The sequence below is a fragment of the Paragemmobacter straminiformis genome, assembly GCF_014243445.1.
Taxonomy (GTDB): domain Bacteria; phylum Pseudomonadota; class Alphaproteobacteria; order Rhodobacterales; family Rhodobacteraceae; genus Paragemmobacter; species Paragemmobacter straminiformis.
In genome coordinates, this window is record NZ_JACLQD010000001.1 from 986,231 (window position 1) to 1,005,346 (window position 19,116).

At 66.8% G+C, this 19,116-nt stretch carries 21 protein-coding genes; 13 read left to right on the forward strand and 8 right to left on the reverse strand.

Annotated features, from left to right (window positions below; all coding sequences use genetic code 11):
- Positions 1 to 2: 2 nt before the first annotated feature.
- From fliG to H7F16_RS04645, 4 genes are all read right to left on the reverse strand, one after another.
- The gene (gene fliG / locus H7F16_RS04630; RefSeq protein ID WP_241741316.1) at positions 3 to 992 is read right to left on the reverse strand and encodes a flagellar motor switch protein FliG; all 990 of its coding nucleotides are present in this window, start codon (positions 990 to 992) and stop codon (positions 3 to 5) included.
- Between the two features lie 96 nt (positions 993 to 1,088).
- Complete coding sequence (gene fliF / locus H7F16_RS04635; protein ID WP_185796354.1) at positions 1,089 to 2,813, reverse strand: flagellar basal-body MS-ring/collar protein FliF; 1,725 nt, start codon at positions 2,811 to 2,813, stop codon at positions 1,089 to 1,091.
- Positions 2,814 to 2,817: 4 nt separating this feature from the next.
- On the reverse strand, positions 2,818 to 3,117 hold the full coding sequence (fliE, locus tag H7F16_RS04640) for a flagellar hook-basal body complex protein FliE (RefSeq protein WP_185796355.1): 300 nt from the start codon (positions 3,115 to 3,117) through the stop codon (positions 2,818 to 2,820).
- Between the two features lie 9 nt (positions 3,118 to 3,126).
- Positions 3,127 to 4,263 (reverse strand): sigma 54-interacting transcriptional regulator, encoded by a 1,137-nt coding sequence (locus H7F16_RS04645; protein ID WP_185796356.1) that lies wholly within the window; start codon positions 4,261 to 4,263, stop codon positions 3,127 to 3,129.
- Between the two features lie 397 nt (positions 4,264 to 4,660).
- Between H7F16_RS04645 and H7F16_RS04650 the strand changes: the two genes are divergently transcribed.
- From H7F16_RS04650 to H7F16_RS04700, 11 genes are all read left to right on the forward strand, one after another.
- On the forward strand, positions 4,661 to 4,966 hold the full coding sequence (locus tag H7F16_RS04650) for a hypothetical protein (RefSeq protein WP_185796357.1): 306 nt from the start codon (positions 4,661 to 4,663) through the stop codon (positions 4,964 to 4,966).
- Between the two features lie 160 nt (positions 4,967 to 5,126).
- Entirely contained in the window at positions 5,127 to 6,329 is a 1,203-nt protein-coding gene (locus tag H7F16_RS04655) for a chemotaxis protein CheA (protein ID WP_185796358.1), read from the forward strand.
- Positions 6,326 to 7,135, forward strand: coding sequence for a CheR family methyltransferase (locus H7F16_RS04660; RefSeq protein ID WP_185796359.1), 810 nt, complete (start codon positions 6,326 to 6,328; stop codon positions 7,133 to 7,135). The genes H7F16_RS04655 and H7F16_RS04660 overlap by 4 nt, the downstream gene beginning before the upstream one ends.
- Positions 7,135 to 8,244, forward strand: a complete 1,110-nt coding sequence (locus H7F16_RS04665) for a protein-glutamate methylesterase/protein-glutamine glutaminase (protein ID WP_185796360.1) — start codon at positions 7,135 to 7,137, stop codon at positions 8,242 to 8,244. The genes H7F16_RS04660 and H7F16_RS04665 overlap by 1 nt, the downstream gene beginning before the upstream one ends.
- Positions 8,245 to 8,264: 20 nt before the next feature.
- Positions 8,265 to 8,795: a chemotaxis protein CheW gene (locus tag H7F16_RS04670; protein WP_185796361.1), complete on the forward strand. Its 531-nt coding sequence runs from the start codon at positions 8,265 to 8,267 to the stop codon at positions 8,793 to 8,795.
- A 26-nt stretch (positions 8,796 to 8,821) separates the two neighbouring features.
- Complete coding sequence (locus H7F16_RS04675) at positions 8,822 to 10,753, forward strand: methyl-accepting chemotaxis protein (RefSeq protein ID WP_185796362.1); 1,932 nt, start codon at positions 8,822 to 8,824, stop codon at positions 10,751 to 10,753.
- Positions 10,754 to 10,812: 59 nt separating this feature from the next.
- Entirely contained in the window at positions 10,813 to 11,217 is a 405-nt protein-coding gene (locus H7F16_RS04680; protein WP_185796363.1) for a response regulator, read from the forward strand.
- A gap of 51 nt (positions 11,218 to 11,268) precedes the next feature.
- On the forward strand, positions 11,269 to 14,475 hold the full coding sequence (locus H7F16_RS04685; protein WP_185796364.1) for an Hpt domain-containing protein: 3,207 nt from the start codon (positions 11,269 to 11,271) through the stop codon (positions 14,473 to 14,475).
- 164 nt (positions 14,476 to 14,639) lie between these two features.
- Positions 14,640 to 15,116, forward strand: a complete 477-nt coding sequence (locus H7F16_RS04690) for a hypothetical protein (protein WP_185796365.1) — start codon at positions 14,640 to 14,642, stop codon at positions 15,114 to 15,116.
- 149 nt (positions 15,117 to 15,265) lie between these two features.
- A complete protein-coding gene (locus H7F16_RS04695) occupies positions 15,266 to 15,670 on the forward strand; it encodes a flagellar export chaperone FliS (RefSeq protein WP_185796366.1) in 405 nt (134 codons plus the stop codon).
- On the forward strand, positions 15,667 to 15,966 hold the full coding sequence (locus tag H7F16_RS04700; RefSeq protein WP_185796367.1) for a hypothetical protein: 300 nt from the start codon (positions 15,667 to 15,669) through the stop codon (positions 15,964 to 15,966). The genes H7F16_RS04695 and H7F16_RS04700 overlap by 4 nt, the downstream gene beginning before the upstream one ends.
- A gap of 75 nt (positions 15,967 to 16,041) precedes the next feature.
- Here H7F16_RS04700 and H7F16_RS04705 read toward each other — a convergent pair whose 3' ends face one another.
- Positions 16,042 to 16,215 (reverse strand): hypothetical protein, encoded by a 174-nt coding sequence (locus H7F16_RS04705; protein ID WP_185796368.1) that lies wholly within the window; start codon positions 16,213 to 16,215, stop codon positions 16,042 to 16,044.
- A gap of 48 nt (positions 16,216 to 16,263) precedes the next feature.
- Positions 16,264 to 16,740 (reverse strand): hypothetical protein, encoded by a 477-nt coding sequence (locus H7F16_RS04710; protein ID WP_185796369.1) that lies wholly within the window; start codon positions 16,738 to 16,740, stop codon positions 16,264 to 16,266.
- Positions 16,741 to 16,865: 125 nt separating this feature from the next.
- Between H7F16_RS04710 and H7F16_RS04715 the strand changes: the two genes are divergently transcribed.
- Both H7F16_RS04715 and H7F16_RS04720 read left to right on the forward strand, forming a co-directional pair.
- A complete protein-coding gene (locus tag H7F16_RS04715) occupies positions 16,866 to 17,279 on the forward strand; it encodes a hypothetical protein (protein WP_241741174.1) in 414 nt (137 codons plus the stop codon).
- Positions 17,276 to 18,010 (forward strand): sel1 repeat family protein, encoded by a 735-nt coding sequence (locus H7F16_RS04720; RefSeq protein WP_185796371.1) that lies wholly within the window; start codon positions 17,276 to 17,278, stop codon positions 18,008 to 18,010. Before H7F16_RS04715 ends, H7F16_RS04720 begins: the two co-directional genes overlap by 4 nt.
- A 286-nt stretch (positions 18,011 to 18,296) precedes the next feature.
- Here the strand turns inward: H7F16_RS04720 and H7F16_RS04725 are convergent, their stop codons facing one another.
- On the reverse strand, positions 18,297 to 18,746 hold the full coding sequence (locus tag H7F16_RS04725; RefSeq protein WP_185796372.1) for a hypothetical protein: 450 nt from the start codon (positions 18,744 to 18,746) through the stop codon (positions 18,297 to 18,299).
- Between the two features lie 46 nt (positions 18,747 to 18,792).
- Positions 18,793 to 19,101, reverse strand: coding sequence for a flagellar biosynthesis anti-sigma factor FlgM (flgM, locus tag H7F16_RS04730; protein ID WP_241741176.1), 309 nt, complete (start codon positions 19,099 to 19,101; stop codon positions 18,793 to 18,795).
- Positions 19,102 to 19,116 lie beyond the last annotated feature (15 nt).

Consider the following 19,116-nt stretch of genomic DNA (forward strand, 5'->3'; position numbering starts at 1 on the left):
GCTTACACCATCTGCTCGCCGCCGCGTCCGGCCAGCACGATCGTCCCCTCGTCCGACAGGCGCCGCGCCGTGGCGACGATGCCCTTCTGCGCCTCTTGCACATCGGTCAGGCGCACGGGGCCCATCGCCTCCATCTCGTCGCGCAGGTTCGCCGCCGCACGGGTCGACATGCAGCCCAGCAGCTTGTCGCGCAGAACCTCGTCGGCCCCCTTCAGCGCCAGCACCAACTGGTCGTTGTCGACGTTGCGCAGCAGCGTCTGCAAACTGCGGTCGTCCGATTTCACCAGATTGTCGAAGATGAACATATTCTCCTGAATCGCCATCATCAGGTCTTTGTCGTCCTTGCGGACATCGCGCAGGATCCGCTGCTCGGTTGCGGTCTTGGTAAAGTTCATGATCCGCGCCGCCGCCTTCACGCCTCCGATCTGGCTGGCCCGCGTGGTCGAGCTTGCCTTGAACTTGCGCTGCATCACCTGCTCCAGATCGCGCAGCGCCTCGGGCTGGATCGTGTTCAACTCGGCGATACGGCGCACGATATCGGGCTGCACCCCTTCGGGCAGCATGGTCAGCACTTCCGCCGCCAGCCCGTATTCCAGACAGGCGATCACCAGCGCGATGATCTGCGGATGCTCGTCGATGATCAGCTCCGCAATCGACCGCGCATCCATCCAGTCGAGAATCTCGATGGGCCGCTCGGCCGACGACGGGTTGATCCGGCTGATGATCGACTGCGCCTTGTCCTCGCCCAAAGCCTCGGTCATCACCGACCGGATATAGACCGGCGCGCCATGCCCCAGCCCCGTCTCGCCCGACAGCCCCACCAGAAACTCCTCGACCACATCTTCCAGCGAGGCCTGGTCGACATCGCCGATGGCATACATGGCCGCGCCAAGGTTCTGCACCTCGACAGGCGACAGGTTCTTCAGCACGGCCGCAGCCGCCCGTTCCCCGAACAGCAGCATCAGCACGGCGGCCTTCTGCAACTTGGTCATCTCGACCGAGGCACGCGGACGCGACGCCGCATCGGCGCCAACGGGGCGCGCGGCAGGATTGGGGGCAGGACGGGGCGCAGGCATGGTCAAACCCTCTCAGGAAGCCGTGGTGTCAAGTTCGTCTTTCATCATCCGCTGCAAGACGGATGCGATGCGGGCGGGGTCCTCGGCGGCGATCTGGCGCAGCACGGCGAATTTCTCCTCGCGCGTCGCACTCGACCCGAGCGCCGCCTGCGTCAGCTTCGACCGCCGCGCCTCGAGCCGCGCCTGCACATCGTCAAGGCTGTCGCCCTCGGCCACCTCCACCCCTTGCACCCCGCCAAGCGACACTGTCGCCTGACCGTTCGGCAAGGCTTCCGCCGCCATCGGGCTGCGCGTCAGAAGCGGACGGATGATGCCCAGCGCCACAATCGCGATCAGTGCGATCATGCCGAACTGGCGGCTTGCATCGGGCAGCCACGACCAGTCGGTCGGCGCATCGGCGATGATCGCCTCTTCCATGAAGGGTTGCGCCATCACGACCACGCTGTCGCCGCGGGTCGCGTCAAAGCCGATGGCACTTTGCGCCAGCCGTTCCAGATCCGCCTTCAGCGCCTCGGGCAGGGCCGGCGGAACGGGTTCGCCCTCGGCCACAGCGGCCTGCGGCAGCGCGCGCATCAGGATCGCGGCGCTCACCTTGCGGATCACCGCCGTGGCGGGCTGCGTGGTCTGCACCGTGCGGCTGACCTCGAAGCTGCGCGTCGTGCCTGCGGTCCGGTTCGTCGGCACCGGCTTGGCCCCGTTGACCGGCTGGTTCACCGGCGCCGTCTGCGCCGGCTGAAGCTGCCCCTGATTGGGCGGCGCATTCGACACGGCACCCGGAATCCCCCGCGCGCCGGAATCGGTGCTTTCGGTCTCTTCCGTCTGCTCGGTCTTGATCGCCGATCCGTTCGGGTCCACCCGCTCCTCGGTGATCGAGCTTTGGGTGAAATCCATATCCACCGTCACCTGTACCGAAAGGTTCCCCGCGCCCGCGATCGGGGTCAGCAGCGACTCGATGCGCTGGCGATACAGCTTCTCGACCTCGAGCCGCTGCTGCAACTGGCGGTCCGTCACCAGCGAAGCCGCATCGTCCGACCCGCGCGACAAAAGCCGCCCCATCTGGTCAACCACCGTCACATCGCCCCGCGCCATTCCGGGCACGCTCGAGGACACAAGGTTCACCACCGCCTCGACCTGCGCCTGTTCCATCACGCGCCCTGCGGCAAGTTGCAGGAACACCGACGCGCGCGGCGGTTCCTGGTCACGCAGGAAGGCCGATTTCTCGGGCAGGGCCAGATGCACCCGCGCGCCCTGCACGCTTGCAATCTCGGTGATCGACCGCGCCAGTTCCATTTCTTGCACCTGCCGCAGCCGGGCCGCCTCGACCGACCGGCTCGCGCCCATCGGCAGATCGGCCAGCACCGTATCGCCATCGGGCATCGCCTCGGGCAGGCCCTGGCTTGCAAGCTGCATCTTCGCGCGGTGGAAATCGGCGGTCGCCACTTCGACCTCGCCGGTCAGCTGGTTCACCGTGGCGTCGATCTGCGCCGCCGTCAGCGCCTCGTAGACGCGGCTCTTCTCGGCCTCGGGCAGGCCCGGATACAGCACCATCCGCGACGGTTCGCGCAGCAGCAGCCATCCGGCCAGCGCAAGGCCGGTCGCCACCATGATCATCACGGCAGGCATGGCACGGCGCAGCGCGGGCTGGTCGCCCATGCGCATCACATTGCTCAGCGCGTTGCGCGCCTGCGCCACCAGCGGATTCGCCGCCAGCGATTGGGGAGAGGGGGTCATAGCCATCTGGTCACACCGGCATGTTCATGATGTCGCGGTAGGCGCTCAGCGCCTTGTTCCGCACGTTCAGCGCGAACTGGAAGCCAAGCGAGGAAATCTGCTGGTCCACCATCACGCTGGCAAGATCGCTGGTCTTGCCCAATTCAAAGGCCTTGGCCGATTCCGCCGCCTTGTTCTGCGACGCCGCAAGGTCCTCGACCGCGTTGCCCACCCGCTCGGCAAAGCCTGCGCCGGCAGATTGGGACGGTTCGGGCCTGTGGATCTGCGTCGGCTGGAACGGCTGAAAGCCGCTGATAGGTCCGATTGCCATGTCCTACCCTCAGACCGCGCGGGCCAGCGCCAGCATCGCACTCGGCGCGCTGGCGTTGATCAACAGGTCGGCGGCTTCGATCACGCCACCGTCCTGCATGACAAGGGCGCGCTGGATCACGTTCTCCAGCTCGCGCACATTGCCCGGCCAGTCATGGGCCATCAGCGTGGCGATGGCCTCGGCCGACAGCATCGGCAGCGCCGTGCCCTCGGGCGTGTGGCGGCGCACCATCGCGGCGGCCAGCACCGGAATGTCGTCGGGCCGCTCGCACAGCGCGCGCGTCGCCAGCGGGAACACGTTCAGACGGTAGAACAGGTCCTCGCGGAACCGCCGCGCCCGCACCTCTTCCGGCATGTCGCGGTTCGACGTGGCGATGATGCGGATATCCACCGCCACCTCGGTCTGCGACCCGATCGGGGTCAGGCTGCGTTCCTGCAACACGCGCAAAAGCTTCGACTGCAGGCCCATCGGCATCTCGGACACCTCGTCCAGCATCAGCGTCCCGCCCTCGGCCGCACGGATGATGCCCTTGTTGGCGGTCGAGGCACCGGTAAAGGCACCCTTCTCGTGGCCGAACAGAATGGCCTCCAGCATGTTTTCCGGAATCGCCGCGCAGTTGATGGCGACAAAGGGCGCATTCGCACGGCGGCTCGCGGCATGGACCTGACGGGCCAGCACTTCCTTGCCCGATCCGGTCGGCCCGTTGATGAAAACCGTCACATCCGTCCGTGCCACGCGCGCGGCAAGGTCGATCAACTGCCCCGTCGCAGGGTCCGCCGCCACCATCGCCTGCACCTGCCCGCCGATGATATCGGCCAGCATCAGCAACCCGCTGTCACGCAGCGCCACGGTCGCGGTTTTCGGCAGCGCCACGCGCAGCATCCGCCCGCCCATCTCGGACAGCAGCCCGAAAGCCGCAGCCCCTTCGGTCACCACGATCACGCATTTCGCACCGCAGCCCCGCGCCAGATCGGTCAGGCCACGCGGCCCGCCCAGACGCTGCTCTTCCACAGCCGACGCCACCAGAACCTGCGCGGCCTTCACAGGCTTCGCACCACGCTCCACCGCGACCCGCCGCCGACCCAGCAACTGCGCCAGCGCGCAAGCGGCTTCAAAGTTATCGTCGATCAGGTGGATCATCGTCATGTCAGGCGTCCTTGCTACAAACTGTCGTCGCAAGGAAAGAAGCACGTTGCGTGCCAGTGGTGCCGTGCTGCGCGATTTTTTTTCCAACACCCCCTAAAACAGGGCTCGAACCTGCCGATACGCTGCCCAAGGGCGGAAAACCGACAGCAGAATACCGGCACTTGCCCCCGCAGCCGTCGCCCGAACGGTTTTCTGACAGGACGGCTGGGCGTATCACGCACCTGCCTTCGCAATCCGACCCATCCGCGTCTGCCCATCCTTCGGGCAGGCCGCGCGACCAATGGTTGTATCGCCCCGACGGGATGCCACGCACCCATCCCAAAGTCTGTATCACATTCCGCGCAATCCCGCCGTTCCATTGGTCGAACACCCGACAACCTCTGGGGGCACGCAATCCATGCTATCAAAAACCTATCACCTGAAGTTCCCGTCACTCGACGCCGCACAGATCGCGGCGCCCTTCGTGATCGAGGCTTTGGGCAACGCCATTCCGTCCTGCAACCTGTCGGGTCTGAACGTGCTCATCAGCAAGGAAGGCGATGTCTCGATCAACGTCTTCTTCCCCTCGGTCAATGACCTCAAGACCTTCGAGAAGAAGCACGGCGGCTTCCTCGACACGATGAAAAAGACCTTCCTGTTCAAGTCCACGGGCTTCGACGGCGTCTGCATCTTCAACTTCGACCGGAACGAAGACGCGGCCTGACGGCCCCGCCTGAACCGGGGCCGCACCGCGTGGCCCAGCTTTTGCAGAACACTCCCAGACCGGGAAAAGGGAACGACGGGATGACCTTCCGCGACAAAGCCGTGCTGTCTGCCGCCCCCCCGCCCGCGCCCCGCCGCGCGGCGTCGAAAGGGGTGTGTCCATGAGTGCCGCAGTCGAAACCCAATCCGCCGATACCGGCCTGATGCGCGTCTCGTCCGACAAGATCAGCCGCCTGATGGACCTTGTGGGCGAGCTGTCGCTCTCGGTGTCGGAAACCGTGCAATCCCCCGATCTGAACGGCCTTGTGCTGTCGAACTTCGACACCGCCGTCCACCGCCTCAACATGATCGTGCGCGAGGTGCAGGACGCCGCGACCGACCTGCGCCTCGTGCCCATCGACGACGTGTTCCGCCGCCTGCGCCGCATGGTGCGCGAACTGGAACGCCAGACCGGCAAATCCATCGACATGGTGATCGAGGGCGGCGACACCGCCATCGACAAGCTTGTCGCCGACAAACTCTACGACCCGCTGCTGCACGTCGTGCGCAACTCGGCCGACCACGGGCTCGAACCCTCGGACGAACGTGTCGCGAGCGGCAAACCCGCACAGGGGCGCATCACCCTCTCGGCCGCGCAGGTGGGGTCCGAGGTGCAGATCATCGTCGCCGACGATGGCCGCGGCCTCTCGCGCGACCGCATCCTCAGGAAAGCGCGCGAAAAGGGCTTCTTCGGCCCTGACGAGGAACCCGAACCCTCGGCCCTCTGGAAATGCATCTTCGAACCCGGCTTCTCGACCGCCGAAACCGTCTCGAACCTGTCGGGCCGCGGCGTGGGGATGGATGTGCTCAACTCCACCATGACCGCCCTGCGCGGCCGCATCGCCGTCGACAGCACCGCCGGCGCGGGCACCCGCGTCGCCCTGCACATCCCCGTGTCGCTCGCCTTCCTCGACTGCATCATCCTGCGGCTGGGCCAACAGCTCTTTGCCGTGCCGATCGACGTGGTCTCGGAAATCGCCCGCCCCGCCCCCGGCGAGCTTCTGGGCATCTCTGCCGAAGGCGGCTCCGAGATGTTCCGCCTGCGCGGCAAGCATATCCCGATCTGCCGCCTCGACCATTTCTACGGCGCCCCGACCCGTGGCGACGCCGACTCGCCCAGCAGCGTCCTCGTGGTGTTCAACACCTCCAGCGGCGCCATCGCGGTGCCGGTCGATGAAATCCTCGACCGCCAGCAGGTGGTGATGAAACCGCTGGTCGGACGCCTCTCGCGCGTGCGCGCCAGCTGGGGCTGCGCCCTTCTCGGCACGGGCGAAGTCGCCCTCGTCCTCGACTGCGAGCGTCTCGGCGCAGGGGTGACGGCATGACCATGTCCGAAACGCAGGGCTGCGAACAGATCCGCGGCTGGCTCAGCCAGCGCTGCGGCATCCATTACCCCGAACACAAGATGGAACTCCTGCGCCAGCGCCTGTCGCGCGTGCAGCGCGCCTATACGGTGGCCACGCTGTCCGACCTCGCCCGCAAGCTCTCGACCGACGCCTCGCACGAATTGCAGCTTGCGGTCATGCATGCGGCCTCGACCAACCACACCTATTTCTTCCGCGAGATCGAGGTGCTGCAACAGTTCCGCACCCGCATCCTGCCCGTCCTCGCCCAGCGCGACGAAATCCGCATCTGGTCCGCCGCCTGCTCGACCGGAGACGAAGCCTATACCCTCGCCATCATGATCGCCGAGGATTACGGCCTGAACGCGCTCCGGCGCACGGCGATCCTCGGCACCGACATTTCCGCCCCCGTGGTGGAACAGGCCGAAGCGGGCCTCTTTGCCGAACAGCGTCTCGAACGCGTCCCCGCCGACCTGCGCCGCAAGTATTTCGAACCGGCAGGCCTTGCCCAGTTCCGCATCCGTCAGGAACTGCGCGATTGCTGCACCTTCCGGCAGATGAACCTCAAGACCACGCCCTATCCGTTCCGCAAGGCGTTCCAGACGGTGTTCTGCCGCAACATCCTTTACTACTTCGAACAGGCCGACCAGCTCGCCACGCTCAACGCCATCAGCGATGTCACCGAACCCGGCGGCTGGCTGGTGACCTCGGTGACCGAGAACATCCGCGACCTGAACACCCGCTGGCAGCCCGTCGACAACGGCATCCACCGCAAGGGGGGCAACTGATGGTGCGCTCCTCTGCCCCGCGCGTGGTCAAGGTGCTGATCGTCGACGACTCGGCGATGGTGCGCAAAGTGCTGACGATGGGCCTGTCCTCCGACCGGTTCATCCAGGTCGTCGGCGCGGCATCGAACCCCGACACCGCATGGAAGATGATCCAGGACCTGCGCCCCGACGTCATCACCCTCGATGTCGAAATGCCCGAAATGGACGGCATCAGCTTCCTGCGCGCCTTCCTGCCCAAGGCCCGCATCCCCACGGTGATGATCTCGGCCCATACCCGCGACGGCGCGCAGACCTCGATCGACGCGATGGAGGCGGGTGCCGTCGACATCATTCCCAAGCCGGCGCTCGCGGGGCTTGCCAGCGGCCTGCCCGCCATGATGGCCGACATCTGCGCCCGCGTCCGCGCCGCAGCCGATGCCCATGTCATGCTGGGCCGCACCCACCCCTCCGCGCCGCGCGCGCCCCTCGCCGCCCGGCCTTCCGCCCCGCGCGCGCCCCGCGCCGCCGCCGGGCCGGAAATCCTTGCGCTGGGCTCCTCGACCGGCGGCGTGCAGGCGCTCGGCGCGATCCTTCCCATGTTCCCCGCCGATTGCCCGCCCATCGTCATCGTCCAGCACATGCCCGAGGCCTTCACCGGCCCCTTCGCCAACCGCCTCGACGGCACCTGCACCGTCACCGTCCGCGAGGCGCAGGATGGCGACACCGTCGAACCCGGCTGCGTCCTCATCGCCCCCGGCGGCAAGCGGCACATGGAGATCGTGCCGAACGGGCGCGGCTACCGCATCCGCCTTGTCGAAGGCCCCGCCGTCTGCTTCTCGCGCCCCTCGGTCGACGTGCTGTTCAACTCGGTCGCCCGCCTTGCCGGACCCAACGCCGTGGCCGCCATCCTGACCGGCATGGGCCGCGACGGCTCGGCAGGCCTTCTGGCGATCCGTCAGGCCGGAGGCCGCACGCTGGCGCAGGACGAGGAAACCTCGGTCGTCTACGGCATGCCGATGGCCGCATGGGAAAACGGCGCCGCCGAAGTCGCCCTTCCGCTCGAAGACATTCCCGCCCGCATGCTCGCCATGCTCGCCCAACGCCCCCACCGCACCGAATTGCGCGCCTGACGCCGAAAATGGAGATTAGCATGTCAGACCAGACCACAGACGAGACGAAGCTCCGCAACGCCGGGCTTTCCCTCAACGACACCGACAACATCGACGAGATGTATCTGACCTTCGCCCTCGCGAACGAGGAATACGGCGTCGGAATCGCGGGCGTCACCGAAATCGTCGGAATGCAGCGCATCATGTCCGTGCCCGACGTGCCCCATTACATCAAGGGCGTCATCAACCTGCGCGGCAAGGTCATCCCGCTGATGGACGTGCGCCTGCGCTTCGGCATGCCCGAACGCGCCTATGACGAACGCACCGTCGTCATCGTCATGGACGTGGCCGATGCGCCCATCGGCCTTATCGTCGACGGCGTCTCCGAGGTGCTGGAAATCCCGCCCGCGCAGGTGGACCGGCACACCCAGTTCGGCCGCTCGGCCAGCCGCCCCGTCATTTCCGGCATCGGTCGCATCGGCGACCGCGTGGCCGTGCTGCTCGATACCTCGGTTCTAGTCTCCGACACCGACATCGCGGTGGCGCACGACCTTTCCGTCGCCGCCGAATGACGCGGCTTTTTGCAAAGGTTTAACCCATGACCCGCAGAATTCCGCCGTCCCAGACCAACCGGACCCGTCCCCGCACGGACCCGCTCGCCGACCTTGAACCTGAACCGGTCACCGCCACGGCTGACCAGACCAACATAGACCCGCCGCTCCCGACCGCGCTCGAAGCCGGCTACCAAAGGACCGAAGACATGGCACAAGAACCCACAGCCGACGCCCATATCTGGGACAAGATGTCCGCATTCGAGACACTCGACATCCTGTCCAATCCGGTGATGCTGGCCGACCATGACATGGTGATCCGCCACGTCAACGAAGCCGGCTACCAGATGTTCGAACGGATCGAGGCCGAGATCCGCCGCGACCTGCCCAACTTCCGCGCCCGCGACGTGATCGGCAAGAATATCGACGTCTTTCATAAAAACCCGCATTACCAGCGCGGCCTGATGAGCGGCATGGTCAAACCCCATGACGGCAAATTCACCATCGGCGGCCGCCACCTCGCCTTCCGCGCCACGCCCAAATTCACCAAGGGCACCGAAATCGGCTGCATCTTCGTCGAATGGCAGGACCGGACCGAGGTCATCAAGGCCAATACACAGGTCGAACGGCTGATGTCCGACATCCGCAAGATGGCCGAAGATCATTCGCGCGGCGAAATCGACCAGTTCATTTCCGAAGACGGCTACGAACCCGCCTTCGCCACCGTGGTCCGCGAGATGAACGCGATGGTCGTCGAACATATCGAGACCAAGAAAAAGGTCGTGGCCTGCCTTGCCGAAATCGCGCAGGGCAATTTCTCGGCCCAACTCGAACAATTCCCCGGCAAGAAAGCCTTCCTCAACGCCGCCGTCGAAGCGATGCGCAGCAACCTCACCTCGGTGATCGGTGAAATCGAACGCCTGTCGAACGCCATCGTCGATGGCAACCTCGATGCCCAAAGCGACCGCAGCCTGTTCACCGGCGATTTCATCCGCATCATGAACGCCTTCGAATCGGCCTTCACCGGCCTGAACGGCGCCTTCAACCTGATCACCCAGCAGGTGACGCAGGTCGCCACCACGGTCGAGCAAATGAGCCAGTCGTCGCAGGCGCTGGCCACCAACAGCCAGATCCAGTCCTCCTCGGTGGACGAGGTTTCCGCCTCGGCCGAAGAGACCGACGTGCAGGTGAAATCCAACGCCGCCGCCGCGACCAAGGCAAGCCAGCTCGTCACGGGCGCAAGCGAGGTCGCCGAAATCGGCAAGGGCAAGATCAACGAGATGGTCACCGCAATGCAGGGCATCCGCGCCTCGTCGCAAGACATCGCCAAGATCATCAAGGTCATCGACGAAATCGCCTTCCAGACCAACCTTCTCGCCCTCAACGCCGCGGTCGAGGCCGCGCGCGCCGGTCAGCATGGCCGCGGTTTCGCCGTCGTGGCGCAGGAAGTGCGCAACCTCGCCGGACGCTCGGCCAAGGCCGCCCGCGAAACCTCCGAGCTGATCGAGGACGCGGCGACCCGCGTGCAATCGGGCGTCAAGATCGCCGATGAAACCAGCCGCGCCTTCGTCACCATCGCCGATGACATCGAAAAGGTTAAAACCCTCGTCACCGACATCGCGACCGCCTCCGACGAACAGGCCCGCGGCGTGGCGCAGATCAACATCGCCATCGGCGAAATCGCCAAATCCGCGCTCTCGACCAGCCAGCAGGCCGAAGAACTCGCCGCCTCGTCGAACGAGATGCAGGCCGCGACCGAAAGCATGCGGTCGGAAATGTCGCGCTTCCGTCTGCGCAAGACCGAATCCCGCGGCCTTCCGGGCCTCTCGCTCGAAGGCGTGCCGGCCGAGCTGATGGCGCAGATCCAGTCGATGATCGCAGGCCAGATGGGCGGCGGCCGCGCCCCCGCTCCGGCCCGCGCCCTGGCCGGTGGCAACCGCAACAGCGACCGCGACCAGCGCGGTTTCGGCAACTTCTGATCCCCCCGGCCGCCGCGCCGCAAACGCGGCGGCCCCCATATTTCAAACGGAGTATCCCCATGCCTTTCAACGTGATGATCGTCGATGACGCCGCGATGATGCGCCTTTACATCGCCAGCTTCATCAAAACCCTGCCCGACTTCAAAGTGGTGGCGCAGGCCGCCAACGGTCAGGAAGCCCTCGACAAGCTCGGCACGATTCCCGATGTCGACCTGATCCTGCTCGATATCGAGATGCCGGTGATGGACGGTCTGGAATTCCTGCGCCACGCCAAGCTCAAGACCCGCGCCAAGATCTGCATGCTGTCCTCGGTCGCCGTGTCGGGTTCGGCCCATGCCGCCAAGGCCCGCGAACTGGGCGCCGATGGCGTCGTGTCCAAACCCTCGGGCACCGTCTCGCACGACCTCGAAGAGAAAACCGGCGACGAACTCGCCCGAACGATGCGGACGCTCGTGGCGGCCTGACCGCCACTTTCTCCCCCTAACGGCTGATCCCGCAGCGGAAAGAAGAACGCGATGTCTGACGAGATGGACGAAATCTGGGCGCTTTACGCCGATGACGGTGCGCAGGCGCTCGACGCGATGGAAACCGCGCTCATGGCCCTTGGCGACGGCTCGGGCACGGCCCAGGACCGCGACCGCCACGTGGGCGCGCTGTTCCGCGCCGTGCATACCTTCAAGGGCAACTCCCGCGTTCTGGGCCTCGCCGTCGTGGAAAGCCGCGCCCACCACTCCGAAGACCTGATCGGCCTCGTCCGCGATCAGGGCGTTCCGTGGGATGCCGAGATCAAGGATATCCTGCTGCTTGCCGCCGACACGCTTCGGCTGATGCTGGAAGAGACCGCCGCCACCCGCGCCGACGTCGACCCCGCCTCCTCCGAAGGGCTGATGGCGCAACTCCTCGACAAGATCGCCCGTTGCAGCGGCCATGCGCCCGAGGCTCCGGCACCGGCCGCCACAGCCGAAGCCGTTACCGCTGCGGAACCCGTGGCGGAACCCGTGGCAGAACCGGCAGCCGAAGCCGTCACGGAACCCGCCCCCGAAGCGGTGGCCGAACCCGCCCCCGCCGCAAGAAAGACCAAGCCCCGCAAACCCGCCGATCCGCCCCATCAACCCGTTCCAGAAGCGGCCCCCGAACCTGTCGCCGCACCCGTCGCCGCACCCGTCGCCGCAGCGCCCGCGCCTTCGGCACCCGAAACCCCGGCCCCGCCCGCCGCCCGCGCGCGCAGGCTGGCCGACGACCCGACCTACCGCGACATCTTCAAAGGCATGAGCGGGGATGCCCGCGCCAAGCTCCAGTCGCTTTACGACAGCTACACGGCCGACCCCGAAGCCGCCCCCAAAGCGCGGCGCGAGGCGGACGGGCTTTGCCACGCCGCCCGCCAGATGGGGCTCGACGACTGGGTCACCGCCCTGCAAAGCTACCTGACCGCCGACCAGACCGACGAGGCTCTGGCCCAGCTCCTCCTGCGGCTCGACGACCTGAACGATCAGGAATTCGGCACCCCCGCCGCCGCCGCCCTGCCCGAATCGGGCAATTTCTTCGACGCCATCCGCGGCTTCCTGTCCGACATCGCCAGCATGGGCACCGATTTCTCGCTGGGTGACGCGCCCGATCAGGCCCGCATCGCCAGCGCCATCGCCACGCTGCAAGCCGCCGCGGCACCCCACGGGTTCCTGCGCCTGTCGGAATCGGCCGCGCAACTGGCCCGCGCCAGAAACGCCACCGAATACCGCAGCGCCGAACTGCGCCTTTACGAAGAACTCTCCGCCGTCGAGGCCGTGATGCCCGACGCCGCCCTTGCCGCCGGAATCTCGCCGCGCGAACTGGTGCAAAGCTGGAGCGCGGAACACGTTTTCGAAACGCTCGCCAGCCTCGAAGCCACGCTTGACCGCCTGCGCGCGCCCTCGTCCGACCGCGACAAGGACCACGCGCTGCTCGACCACCTCCTGCGCCTCGTCCATCACGCCTGCGCCCATTACCGCATCGACACCGCGGGCCAACTGGCCATGTCGCTGATCGACCTGTTCAGCCGCGTGCAGGCCACAGGCATCGCGCCCGACGCCATCCTCACCCACATCGCCCGCGGCTTCATCGACACCATCGAACTGGTGTTCGACGCGCTCTACCAGGGCGAAACCCCCGACACGCAAAACCTCGAAAAGCTGTTCGAGGAAGCCGCCAACGTCTGCTTCGTGCAAGACGGGCTGATGACCGCCTCGGCCATCGAACGCCGCCTCGGCCTGCCCAAGGAATTTCACCGCGTGCTGTCGCCCGAAAGCGTGCGCGCGGCCTCGGAAGCCATCGAAAGCGGCCAGCGCTTCTACATCATCCGCGCCGACATCAACACCGACGAAACCCTTGCCGAGGCGTTCATCGTCTGGCTGTCCTCGGGCCTTGCCAAGCCGATCACCAACGTCACCGTGTTCAAGGGCGAAGACACGCTCTTCGACTTCCTCGTTGCAACCACCCTCGATGATGCAAGCCTCGGGGAATCGCTGACACGCATCGACCCGTCGGCCCGCAAGCTGCGCCTGCAACGCACCCTCACCGTCCTGGTCGAGGCCGATGGCGACACCGGCACCGCCCCGACCGATACCGACACCGCCCCGCAGCCCATGCAAAGCGGCGTCACGCCGGAAATGCTCGAATCCATCGGCGAGATCGCGGCCAGCCAGTCGATGATCAGCCACATGCTGACCGAACTTGCCGAAGAAGACCTGATGGACACGATCGACGGCCTTCTGCGCAGCCACGGGCAGGATTGGAAGCGCGCGCGCGCGCAGGTCCGCAACCTGATCGGCGATTTCGCCACCCGCCTTCAGGAAGTCACCCAGATGGAGGCGCAGCTCGTCGGCCAACTGACCCAGCTTCAGGAAGAAACCGTCGAAATCCGCAGCCGCGCCATTTCCTCGGTGACCCGCCCGCTCGAAACCTTCGTGCAGGCCTACTCCCGCCGCAACCGCCGCGAAGCGCAGTTCTCCTGCTCGGGCGACGAACTCACGCTCGACATCACCATCCTCGAAACCCTGCGCAAGATGCTGCGCAGCCTGTTCGTCATGCGTCTCGACCTCGGTCCCGATGCGCCGCAGTCGATCCACATCGCCTTCCACCGCGATGAAGAGCGCGTTCTCGCCATCATCGAGGACGACGGCGCCGTGATCGACGGCTCGCCCGTGCTGGAAGAGATCCAGACCACCCTTGCCCGCAGCGGGGGCGAGATCCGCCGCGTCGCCCTTCCGGGCAAGGGCATGCGCTTCCACATCTCGATGCCGCTCGCGATGGTTGTCCTCGACGGCATGGTCGTGGCGGTGCAGGGCGTGCGCTATGTCGTCCCCGTCGACGCCATCCGCATGATCCTGCAACCCGAAACCGACCTGCAATTCACCGTCTCGGCCGCCGAAGGGCAAAAGATGCTCCGCATCGCCGATGACGAGATCGTCGCCGTCCACCCGCTGGCACAGAACGGCAGCGACTCGGCGCAGAACCGCGGTGTCTATGTCGTCCTCGGCGCGCAGGGCCGCAGCGTCGCGGTTCCGGTCGACGAGCTGATCGGCCAGCAACTGGTTCTGCTGCGCCCCCTGCGCGGCGTTCTCTCCAAGGTCCAGAACATGACCGGCATCGCCCTGCTTGCGGGCGGCGACGTCGGAATGGTGGTTTCGGCCAACATGCTCTGCGCCGCCTCGCGCGAAGCCGTCCGCAACCCATCCTTGCGGATGTAGCACCCCCATACCCGTCTGGCGCTGGCCGTGGCATCCGTATCGGTCAGCGCCTGCGCGGTTGATTTGCAACGAAATCGAACCGATTCAGGGGCTGTAAAACAACCCCGAGTCGTGCCGTCCGCAGCGCACAACCGGGACCACATGGCTCAGGAGGGCCACCCGACATGTTGACCAGTGCGCCCCGCGTTCCTGCCCCTCTGTCCGCCGCTCCGGCCTGCGCCCTGTCACCGGCCGAAGCTGCCAGCCTCGTCGCAGCCGTGCTGTCCGACCGCCCCGACCTTTTCGCCGAAGCCGCCCGCCTTGCCGGCATCACCGCCGATTGCGCCGATGCCGCGACCTTCTGGCTGCTGCCGGTCAACGCCCCCGATATCCTGATCCTCGACCTGCCCGTGGCCGGCATCACCGACCGCCGCCTTGCGCTGCTCGTGCGCCAGCTCTGCCGCATCTGCCCCGATCTCGTCATCATCCTCGCCGACCCGCAGGGCACCCATGCCGCCCTGCCGCGCGACATCGAACTCGTCCCCTCGCCCGAGGCGCTGGCCGAAGCCTTCGGCGAAGCGCGCCACCTCCTCTCGCCGCGGACCAGCCTCCAGCCGCTGTTCTACCACCGCCCGCCCAAACGCATGCACCTCTTCCGCTGAAGCCCGCTTCGGCGGTTGGCGGGGGCGGGTCGCGACTGGCGTTCGATCTGCCCCCGTTTCTTCCCCCCAGCGCTAAAACAGGGGCCCGTCCGGTCGTTCTTTCCTTCAACCAGCCGCAGCAAGCGGCGGCTCAGGAAAGGCGGGCAGACATGACGTTTCTCAGCGCAAGGGCACAATATCGCCGCACCGACCAGAACGAAGGTCTGTCGGTCGAAAGCCCGCACGGCGTGATCCTCGTCACCTTGCGCGAACTGGAACGCTCGCTGCGCGCCCTCGCCGCGGCAGAACCCGACCGCACCTACCCCAAGCTGCATCTCGACCGCGCCTTCACCGCCATCTACATCCTGCAATCGAGCCTCGATTTCGACCGTGGCGGCGACATCGCCATGCACCTGTTCCGCGTCTACGAATTTGCCCGCCTGCGCGTGGCCGAAGCCTTCCGCAAGGAAGCCTCGCCCCAACTGGCCGAAGCCGCGACCCACGTCGCCTCGCTTCTTGCGGCATGGGTGGAAATGGGCGCAAACCAGCCCGCCGTCGCCGGTGGCCGCGCATGACCATGATCGAAGGCCCCGCAGCCCTCGGCCTTGCCGTGATCGGCGGGCGCCTCGAACGCGCGATGAGCCGCTCGGACATGGTCGAGGTTCTCATCGTCGCGGCCGAGCTTGACCGCATGGTCCGCAACCTCGGCCCCGTCGCCTCGACCGATCAGGACCGCGCCGCACTGGTCCGCGCGCATGACCTCGTGCTGCGCACCCTCGCCACGCTCGAGGACGAAATGCTGCGCGGCGCGCAGGACCGCCGCCGCGACACCCGCTTGCGCCTCGCCTACAACCAGACCCAAGCCGCCTGACCCCCCGAAAATCCGGAACGCCGAAAAGGCGGATGCATCGCTGCTCCGCCCGTCTTCCGCCTTCGGTTTCAGTCTTTATGCAGCCTGATCGCCCGACTTGCGCCGCGAGAGCAGGCGAAGCACCGGAAAGGACCGCGCCTTCACCGGCTCTCCGGCCTCGTCGCACCAGACGCATTCGATCCGCATTTTCGACAGCTCCGCTCCGGCAACCGGACCCCAGGCTTCGGTGATGTTCAATTCGGGCTTCATCGGCACACTCCTTGGCAACTGGCCTGATCCTGCAAGTCCCGTGCCGCGCTACTGCGTCACCAGCCCCGTAATCAGCACTTCCTCGACCGGCTCGGGCAATTCCGCCGTCCCGATCACCCCGTTCACCGCATCGCGCAGCGGCGCGGGCAGGCGCTCCAGCAAGACCGCAGGCTCCGCCCCCTTGACCACCTCGGCCTGCGCCGCCACCAGCAGCGCCGCCATCACGGCGGCCTTCTTGGTCTTGACCGCCTCTTGCAGCACGACCAGCTCTTCCAGCGACCCGCGCACCGAAACCCCCAGCGTCAGCATCACCCGCACGGGCTGCTCGGCCACGGCCACGGCCAACTGGTCCTCGAGCGGCACATAGACCAGCATCCCCTTCTCCTCGGGCGCGGCCTCTTCGGGCTTGGGCGCGAAAGCGGGGGGCGGCACGGGGCGCAGCACCAGATAGGCGCCCACCCCGAACCCGCCGCCCAGCGACAGGAACCCAAGGGCAGACCAGATGATGACCATGCGCTTCGACATGCCCCGCCCCTGCAAGCGCCGTTCCACCCGCACGCTGCAAGCGCGGCTAAACAACCGCTGCATCCGGTCGTTCCCAAGGGAAATGCCTCACGCCACAAAAGGAAGCCGCCCCGATGAAGGAAAGGATGTCCCGCGCCCTCGTGCCGGTCATCTCGCGGCTGCCGATGGTCCTGCGCCAGCGCATCGACGCCAAGGAGAGACCCGCCACCCCCCGCGCCCCGACCGAGGCGCAGGATTTCGATCTCGTCCGCCACGAAACCCACCTGCGCAACCGCAGCCAGGTCGAACGTTTCCTGCCCGACATCCTCGGCCGCGCGCTGGCCCGCGTCTGGATCGACCAGACCTTCCGCTTCCGCTTCGAGACCGACCCCAAGGGAACGCTCTCCGACTATGGTGTCCACCTGCCCGAAACGATCTCGATCGACTTCGTCACCGAAGGCACGATCCGCCCGCAGGTCGTGGTCTATGAACGCATCGGCCCCGGCACCCCACGCCGCCGCCTGCTCTATCTGCAACTCGTGATGATGGCCGGAAAATGATCCGCACCCCCCTGCGCGCCCGAACCCTCGCCCTCATGCTTTCCACCGCCTTCGCGGCGGCGGCGGCGACGCAGGCGCAGGCGGAAACGGCCGCCGCCCCCGCAAATGAAACCACCGCAAACGTCACCGCCGGCGACACCACAGGCGACACGGCGGCCCAAGCCGCCCCCTCTACCTTTGCCCGCGCCATCGCCGCCGCCCGCGCGGGCGATACGGCCACCGCCGCCGCCCTCTTCCTGCCGCTCGCCCGGTCCGGCGATGCCGTGGCGCAATTCAACCTCGCGCTCCTCTACTACGACGGGCGCGGCCTGCCGCAGAACCACGCCGAGGCGCTTTACTGGGCATGGCGCGCCCGCCTCGCGGGCCGCACCGAGGCGCTGGCCCTCATCACCCGCATGGCCGACGCCGCCACCCCCGACCTGCGCAGCGCCATCGCCACCCGCATCGAAGCCGACCTTCACCCCCGCGTCACCGCAGGCGAAGGCCGCGCCATGCTCGAACTCTCCTTCGTGCTGACCGACATCCTGCCCGAACCCGACCTGACGGGCGCCTATGTCTGGCAAGCCCTCTCCGCCGCATTCGAGACCCCGAACGCGATCCGCGCCCGCGACGCCACCTTCGCACGGCTCGACCCAAAGGACCGCCCCGCCGCACAACAACGCGCGCTGGAAACCCTCAAGTCGCTCTGCGACACGGGCCTCGGCGATCCCGTCTGCACCGCATTGTTCTAGGTTCCCTAGGCACCAACGGCTTCAATCCGCATCCCGACGCAGGGGCCGCAGCGCGCCGGCCAAAGCCCGCATCCCGCCCCGCCCGCTGCATCACAGATCGCAAACACCGGACCTCGGGGCGAAAAGCCCATGAAAAGCGCCGCTTCCTCTTGCCCCAAATATCCTGCGGGGGAGTCCATCGGCCCGCCGATGGACGGGGGCGCAAAGCCCCCCGAAACGGCAGCCAAACGGGCAACATCTGCCCGCCAGCCCCCCGATTTTTCGCAGAAAAATCGTCCTTCGCGGCTCAGTGCCGCCGGAAGGCCACGATGGTCTCGGCCGCATCCCGCGTCATGCCAAGCTCGCGGCCGATCTCCTCGGCCTCGACACCGCTCTGCGCCAGCGCGATGGCCTGTTCGATCATCCGCTCGCCCGCCAGCCATTCGACATCCGACTTCAGGCCAAGGATCTCGGCCTTCAGATCGGCCAGCGCATCGGCCTGCGCCCTCGTCTGCGCGCTCAGCAGGTCCTCGACCCGCGCCGCCAGATGGTCGGCCACGATCATCGGATGCGCCGCATCGGCCCGAACGGCACCGAACCCCGCCTCATGCCCTGCCTCGGGGCCCGCCGCAGGCATACCCGCAGGCACTGGCGCAACCGCCATCCCCCCCCGCGCCCGCCGCTTCAGGCCCAGCCCGACAAGGGACGTTCCGGCCAGCAGCGTGGCAAAGATCGCGGAAGTGGCGGCAAGGCTCATGGAAAGGCTCCGGTTCGTTCAGTTCTCAACGGCTCTTAAGCAAGTTTCAGGCCACCAGATCGATGAAATCCTGAAAAAGACTCTCGGTGATCTTTTCCAGATCGATCGGGTATTTTCCCTCCGAGATCGCCTCCTTGATCTTGGCGACGATCTCCAGATCGATGGGCGGCCCGCCTTTCAGCTCTTCCGGCAGCGCCGTCGCCGTCGCACTCAGCGCCAGCGTGTCGCCGGCAGCCTGCGCCACGGCCCCCGCAGCGGCGGCACCGCCCGCGCTGCCCTGAACCGGCGCACCAAGGTCTTCCCCCGGACGCATGATCCGCGGGCGATTGCTGGACGAGGAAATGAGATCTACCATCTGGGACCCTCCGTT

Coding starts and splice junctions, on each gene's coding strand:
- fliG (WP_241741316.1), bottom strand. CDS start 992: ATGACCAAGTTGCAGAAGGCCGCCGTGCTGATGCTGCTGTTCGGGGAA.
- fliF (WP_185796354.1), bottom strand. CDS start 2,813: ATGGCTATGACCCCCTCTCCCCAATCGCTGGCGGCGAATCCGCTGGTG.
- fliE (WP_185796355.1), bottom strand. CDS start 3,117: ATGGCAATCGGACCTATCAGCGGCTTTCAGCCGTTCCAGCCGACGCAG.
- H7F16_RS04645 (WP_185796356.1), bottom strand. CDS start 4,263: ATGACGATGATCCACCTGATCGACGATAACTTTGAAGCCGCTTGCGCG.
- H7F16_RS04650 (WP_185796357.1), top strand. CDS start 4,661: ATGCTATCAAAAACCTATCACCTGAAGTTCCCGTCACTCGACGCCGCA.
- H7F16_RS04655 (WP_185796358.1), top strand. CDS start 5,127: ATGAGTGCCGCAGTCGAAACCCAATCCGCCGATACCGGCCTGATGCGC.
- H7F16_RS04660 (WP_185796359.1), top strand. CDS start 6,326: ATGACCATGTCCGAAACGCAGGGCTGCGAACAGATCCGCGGCTGGCTC.
- H7F16_RS04665 (WP_185796360.1), top strand. CDS start 7,135: ATGGTGCGCTCCTCTGCCCCGCGCGTGGTCAAGGTGCTGATCGTCGAC.
- H7F16_RS04670 (WP_185796361.1), top strand. CDS start 8,265: ATGTCAGACCAGACCACAGACGAGACGAAGCTCCGCAACGCCGGGCTT.
- H7F16_RS04675 (WP_185796362.1), top strand. CDS start 8,822: ATGACCCGCAGAATTCCGCCGTCCCAGACCAACCGGACCCGTCCCCGC.
- H7F16_RS04680 (WP_185796363.1), top strand. CDS start 10,813: ATGCCTTTCAACGTGATGATCGTCGATGACGCCGCGATGATGCGCCTT.
- H7F16_RS04685 (WP_185796364.1), top strand. CDS start 11,269: ATGTCTGACGAGATGGACGAAATCTGGGCGCTTTACGCCGATGACGGT.
- H7F16_RS04690 (WP_185796365.1), top strand. CDS start 14,640: ATGTTGACCAGTGCGCCCCGCGTTCCTGCCCCTCTGTCCGCCGCTCCG.
- H7F16_RS04695 (WP_185796366.1), top strand. CDS start 15,266: ATGACGTTTCTCAGCGCAAGGGCACAATATCGCCGCACCGACCAGAAC.
- H7F16_RS04700 (WP_185796367.1), top strand. CDS start 15,667: ATGACCATGATCGAAGGCCCCGCAGCCCTCGGCCTTGCCGTGATCGGC.
- H7F16_RS04705 (WP_185796368.1), bottom strand. CDS start 16,215: ATGAAGCCCGAATTGAACATCACCGAAGCCTGGGGTCCGGTTGCCGGA.
- H7F16_RS04710 (WP_185796369.1), bottom strand. CDS start 16,740: ATGTCGAAGCGCATGGTCATCATCTGGTCTGCCCTTGGGTTCCTGTCG.
- H7F16_RS04715 (WP_241741174.1), top strand. CDS start 16,866: ATGTCCCGCGCCCTCGTGCCGGTCATCTCGCGGCTGCCGATGGTCCTG.
- H7F16_RS04720 (WP_185796371.1), top strand. CDS start 17,276: ATGATCCGCACCCCCCTGCGCGCCCGAACCCTCGCCCTCATGCTTTCC.
- H7F16_RS04725 (WP_185796372.1), bottom strand. CDS start 18,746: ATGAGCCTTGCCGCCACTTCCGCGATCTTTGCCACGCTGCTGGCCGGA.
- flgM (WP_241741176.1), bottom strand. CDS start 19,101: ATGGTAGATCTCATTTCCTCGTCCAGCAATCGCCCGCGGATCATGCGT.